The organism is Arthrobacter sp. 10T413_2, from assembly GCF_056394205.1.
The window spans coordinates 1-4,867 of sequence record NZ_JBFTHK010000259.1; the positions used below are offsets into that span (position 1 = coordinate 1).

5 protein-coding genes are annotated in these 4,867 nt (G+C 66.0%); all 5 read left to right on the plus strand.

What is annotated here, in order from left to right:
• The first annotated feature begins 393 nt into the window (after positions 1 to 393).
• Positions 394 to 1,488: a PhoH family protein gene (locus AC1DBQ_RS21970; RefSeq protein WP_476930529.1), complete on the plus strand. Its 1,095-nt coding sequence runs from the start codon at positions 394 to 396 to the stop codon at positions 1,486 to 1,488.
• Positions 1,478 to 1,951 (plus strand): rRNA maturation RNase YbeY, encoded by a 474-nt coding sequence (gene ybeY / locus AC1DBQ_RS21975; RefSeq protein ID WP_476930530.1) that lies wholly within the window; start codon positions 1,478 to 1,480, stop codon positions 1,949 to 1,951. The genes AC1DBQ_RS21970 and ybeY overlap by 11 nt, the downstream gene beginning before the upstream one ends.
• Positions 1,948 to 3,279 carry a hemolysin family protein gene (locus AC1DBQ_RS21980; RefSeq protein WP_476930531.1) on the plus strand — a complete coding sequence of 444 codons (1,332 nt, stop codon included), beginning with the start codon at positions 1,948 to 1,950 and terminating at the stop codon, positions 3,277 to 3,279. The genes ybeY and AC1DBQ_RS21980 overlap by 4 nt, the downstream gene beginning before the upstream one ends.
• Positions 3,263 to 4,222, plus strand: coding sequence for a GTPase Era (gene era / locus AC1DBQ_RS21985; protein WP_476930532.1), 960 nt, complete (start codon positions 3,263 to 3,265; stop codon positions 4,220 to 4,222). Before AC1DBQ_RS21980 ends, era begins: the two co-directional genes overlap by 17 nt.
• Before the next feature lie 157 nt (positions 4,223 to 4,379).
• The coding region (locus AC1DBQ_RS21990; protein WP_476930533.1) for an LCP family glycopolymer transferase at positions 4,380 to 4,867 on the plus strand (488 nt) is incomplete at its 3' end.

Sequence of the window (4,867 nt, forward strand, 5' to 3'; positions counted from 1 at the left end):
GGGGCGAAAGTCCGGTTTGGGGGCGCCCGGCGGAACTGCAACGGGAACGATATGAGGCCGATGCGAAGTTGATACATAATCTCGGGAACCGCATCGGGGTGCGTGGCTGCTGAGATCGCTGAGCAGTCGTTCCCGGTAACCGGCGCGCACTGGCTGGACGGGTGGGTCGTCGTCGGCGACGCCTGGCGGTAGCGGTGCGTCGAAGGTGCCCATCCAACCGGCCCGGCACGCGGGCGGCGCGGACCCTGACCGGCGTCGGGCGCGCCGCGCTGGCGTAAGATGGAAGGACCCGGTGACCCCGGCCGCGGACGGTGCGTACCGCCGTCGGTAGGGATCACGGGGGGACTGACCATATTCATACTGGAGGGGACCAGAGGCCCGCGGGCCAACACCATGACTGAAGCAGCGAACGGCAAGGCCCGGTTCAGCGCCGGAGAGCGCACCGCAGGGGAATTCCCCCACTCCCTACCAGGGTTGCGGACGGAGGTGGTCTTGTTCGACGACTCAGAGCAGATGGTCCAGTCGCTGGGCAGCCATGACGAAGCCCTCCGGTTCATCGAAAACCAGTACCCTGCCGTTGACTTCCATGTCCGGGGGAACGAGCTCGCGATCAGCGGTCCGGCCGCCGACGTGCCGCGCATCATGCGCCTGCTCAACGAGGTGCGCGGGCTGGTGGCCCGGGGCACCGTCATAACCCCTGCCGTCCTGCAGCAGCTTGTGTCCATGCTCCGCAGCCAGTCACTGCAGAACCCCGTGGAAGTGCTGACCACCAACATCCTGTCCACCCGCGGCAAGACCATCCGGGCCAAGACGCTGAACCAGAAGAACTACGTGGACGCGATCGACGCCAACACGGTGATCTTCGGGATCGGGCCGGCCGGTACCGGCAAGACGTACTTGGCGATGGCCAAGGCGGTCCAGGCCCTGCAGCAGAAGGAAGTCAGCCGGATCATCCTGACCCGTCCCGCCGTCGAGGCGGGGGAGCGGCTGGGCTTCCTGCCGGGCACCCTGAGCGACAAGATCGACCCCTACCTGCGGCCCCTGTACGACGCCCTGCACGACATGATGGACCCTGAGTCCATTCCGCGGCTCATGGCCGCCGGCACCATCGAGGTGGCCCCGCTGGCGTACATGCGCGGCCGCACGCTCAACGACGCCTTCATCATCCTCGACGAGGCCCAGAACACCACGCCGGAGCAGATGAAGATGTTCCTGACCCGACTGGGCTTCGGCTCCAAGATGGTGGTCACCGGTGACATCACCCAGGTGGACCTTCCCTTCGGCACCCGTTCGGGCCTGCGGATSGTCGAGGACATCCTGCAGGGGATCGAGGACGTCAACTTCTCCGTGCTGGATGCCTCCGACGTCGTCCGGCACCGCCTGGTGGGGGACATCGTCAACGCCTACAGCATCTGGGACGAAGTCCAGAGGAACCGGGTCAAGCATTCCGTTGCCCGGGAGACGCGGGAGAACACGCATGAGCATTGAGGTCAACAACGAATCCGGCGTGGCAGTCGACGAGTCCGAGCTCGTGGCACTGTCGCGTTTCATCTTCGACCGCCTCTACATCCACCCGCAGGCGGAACTGTCCATCCTGCTGGTGGACGAACCGGCCATGGAAAAGCTGCACATCGAACTGATGGACGAGCCCGGTTCCACCKATGTCCTCTCGGTGCCGATGGACGAACTGACCCCGGGCACACCGGACAAGCCGACCCCGCAGGGCATGCTCGGCGATATCGCCATCTGCCCCCAGGTGGCCGAGGTCCAGGCACGGAACGCCGGCCACTCCACCCAGGACGAGATGCTGCTGCTCACCACGCACGGCATCCTGCACCTGTTGGGTTATGACCACGCCGAGCCGGAGGAAAAGGAAGAGATGTTCGGGCTGCAGCGCGAACTCCTGACCGCGTTCACCGGCAAAGAGGCCCCGTCAGAGACGATTCAGTGACCCCACTGATTCTTGCCGGCATGGCGCTGGTGTTCCTTAGCTTTGCCGCAGTGCTGACCGCTGCCGAGTCCGCCTTCAACTTCCTGCCCCGGCACGAGGCCGAACAGGCGGTCCTGAACAGCCGGGGCACGTCGCTGAAGCGGATCCTGGCGCAGCCCGTGGGACACATGCGCGCCCTCCGGTTCTGGCGGATCTGGTTCGAGATGGCCTCCGCCGTMGCCGTGACAGTCCTCCTGCACAGCCTGCTGGACAACGTATGGCTCGCCGGCCTGGCCGCCACCGGCATCATGGCAGTGATCGGTTTCGTGATCGTCGGCGTCTCTCCCCGGCAGCTTGGCCGGGTGCACTCCGCCGCACTGGTCCGCTTCAGCGCGCCGCTCGTCCGATTCCTTTACGCCGTACTCGGCCCGATTCCGGGCTGGCTGGTCAGCCTGGGCAGCGCAGTCGCCCCCGGCGCGCCGGCGGACAACGAGGCGTTTTTCAGCGAAGAGGAATTCCGCGAGCTCGTGGACCGCGCCACAGAGTCCGATGTGATCGAGGACAACGAGGCGGAGCTGATCCAGTCGGTCTTCGACTTCGGGGACACCCTGGTCCGTTCCGTTATGGTGCCGCGGACCGACATCCTCACGATCGACTCGGGATCCAGCCTGCACCGCGCGATGTCGCTCTTCCTGCGCTCCGGGTACTCGCGGATCCCGATCATCGGCGAAAATACCGACCAGATCCTGGGCATTGTGTACCTCAAGGACGTCGCCGCCGCGCTGCACAAGCTGGGCCCGGACGAGGAGCCGCCGGTGGTCGACGAACTCGCCCGGGAGGTCCGTTATGTGCCTGATTCGAAGCCGGTCAGCGACCTGCTGCGCGAACTGCAGAAGGAATCGACCCACGTGGCGATCGTCATCGACGAATACGGCGGAACGGCAGGCCTGGTCACGCTCGAGGACCTCATCGAGGAGATCGTCGGTGAGATCGTGGACGAATACGACACCGAAAGCGCCGAGGCCGTGGCCCTGGGCGACGGAAGCTACCGGGTCAGTGCCCGTATGAGCATTGATGACCTCGGCKAGCTCTTTGACCTCGAGCTCGACGACGACGAAGTGGACACCGTGGGCGGCCTGCTCGCCAAGGCCCTCGGGCGGGTGCCGATMGTCGGCAGCACCGTCCAGGTCCACGGGCTGTCCCTCCGCGCCGACCGGCTCGAGGGCCGGCGGAACCGCGTCAGCCACATCATTGCGGCCGCCGTTCCAAAAGAAGAAACTGACCTTGAAGACCTTCTCGACGAGGCCGCACCAATCCAACAGGGAGTCTCACGTGAGCAAGCAGAATAAGTCCGACGGCGAAGCAGCCCACGGCGGCTACCGCGCCGGTTTCTMGGTGCTGGTAGGACGCCCCAATGCGGGCAAGTCCACCCTCACCAACGCCCTGGTCGGCCAGAAGGTCGCGATCACCTCGGCCAAGCCGCAGACCACGCGCCACACCATCCGGGGCATCGTGCACCGGGACGACGCCCAGCTGATCCTCGTGGACACCCCGGGCCTGCACCGCCCGCGCACCCTGCTGGGAAAGCGGCTGAACGAACTTGTCGCCGACACCCTCGCCGAGGTCGACGCGATCGGCTTCTGCCTTCCTGCCAACGAAAAGATCGGCCCGGGCGACAAGTTCATCGCCGCCCAGCTGGCCGCCGTCGGCAACAAGCCGATCATCGCAATTGTGACGAAGGCCGACACCGTGGACCGCCAGGCCCTCACCGAGCAGCTGCTCGCCGTCGCCGCCCTGGGCCGCGAGGTCCGCGGCGAGGACGGCTGGAACGACATCGTCCCKGTCTCCGCCACCGACGGCTTCCAGGTCGACACCGTGGCCGACGTCCTGATCAGCCACATGCCGGCCTCCCCGCCGCTGTACCCGGACGGGCACCTGACGGACGAGCCCGAAGCTGTCATGATCGCCGAACTCATCCGGGAAGCTGCCCTTGAGGGCGTCCGCGACGAACTGCCGCACTCCCTGGCCGTCGTGGTCGATGAGATCGTTCCGCGGGAAGGGCGCCCCGAAGACCGGCCATTCCTCGACGTCCGCGTCAACCTGTACGTGGAACGCCCGTCCCAGAAAGCCATCATCATCGGCAAGGGCGGCGCCCGGCTCCGCGAAGTCGGCACCAACGCGCGCAAGGCGATTGAGGCGTTGCTCGGTGCCCGCATCTATCTCGACCTGCACGTCAAGGTGGCCAAAGACTGGCAGCGCGATCCGAAGCAGCTCGTCAAACTCGGCTTCTGAGCCGTACCTTTAGTGAGGCCTCTGACGGGGCCGCTAGTTGGGCTGGGACCGGGCCGCCGGTTCGCCCCGCCGCTCCCAAGAGCGGGCCCATCKGCATTTTCTCAGTTTCGGACACTAAAATGGGCAAACTCCCCGTTCGTGAAGGAAKGCTCAACAAGTGGCTCGACCCCGTGATAACCGCGCCGACGGATCCGCCCCGCCGGTTCGGTCATCCGCTGCTGCCCGCCACACCGGCGACACCKCCGTCGGGCCGGCCCGCCACCTCGGCGCCGTCCGGCGGACTCCCACCTGGCTGAAAGTCACCACGGGCGTCCTCGCGGTCCTCCTGGTCGGCGTGATCGCCTTTGGCGCCTACTGGGTGATCCGGCTCCAGGGCAACATCACCAAGGCCCCGCTGAGCGCCGGTAGCGTCAAGTCCGAGAACTCCGTGAACGACTCGACGGACCGGATGCAGATCCTGATCCTCGGCTCGGATACGCGCGACGGGAAGAATGCCCAGTACGGCTCCAGCGCTGATTCCACCGGTTACGGGCACTCGGACGTCATGATGCTCATGGACATTTCCGCGGACAACAAGCGTGTCAATGTMGTTAGCTTCCCGCGGGACCTGCTGGTCGACATTCCTCAGTGCACGGATCCGAAGAC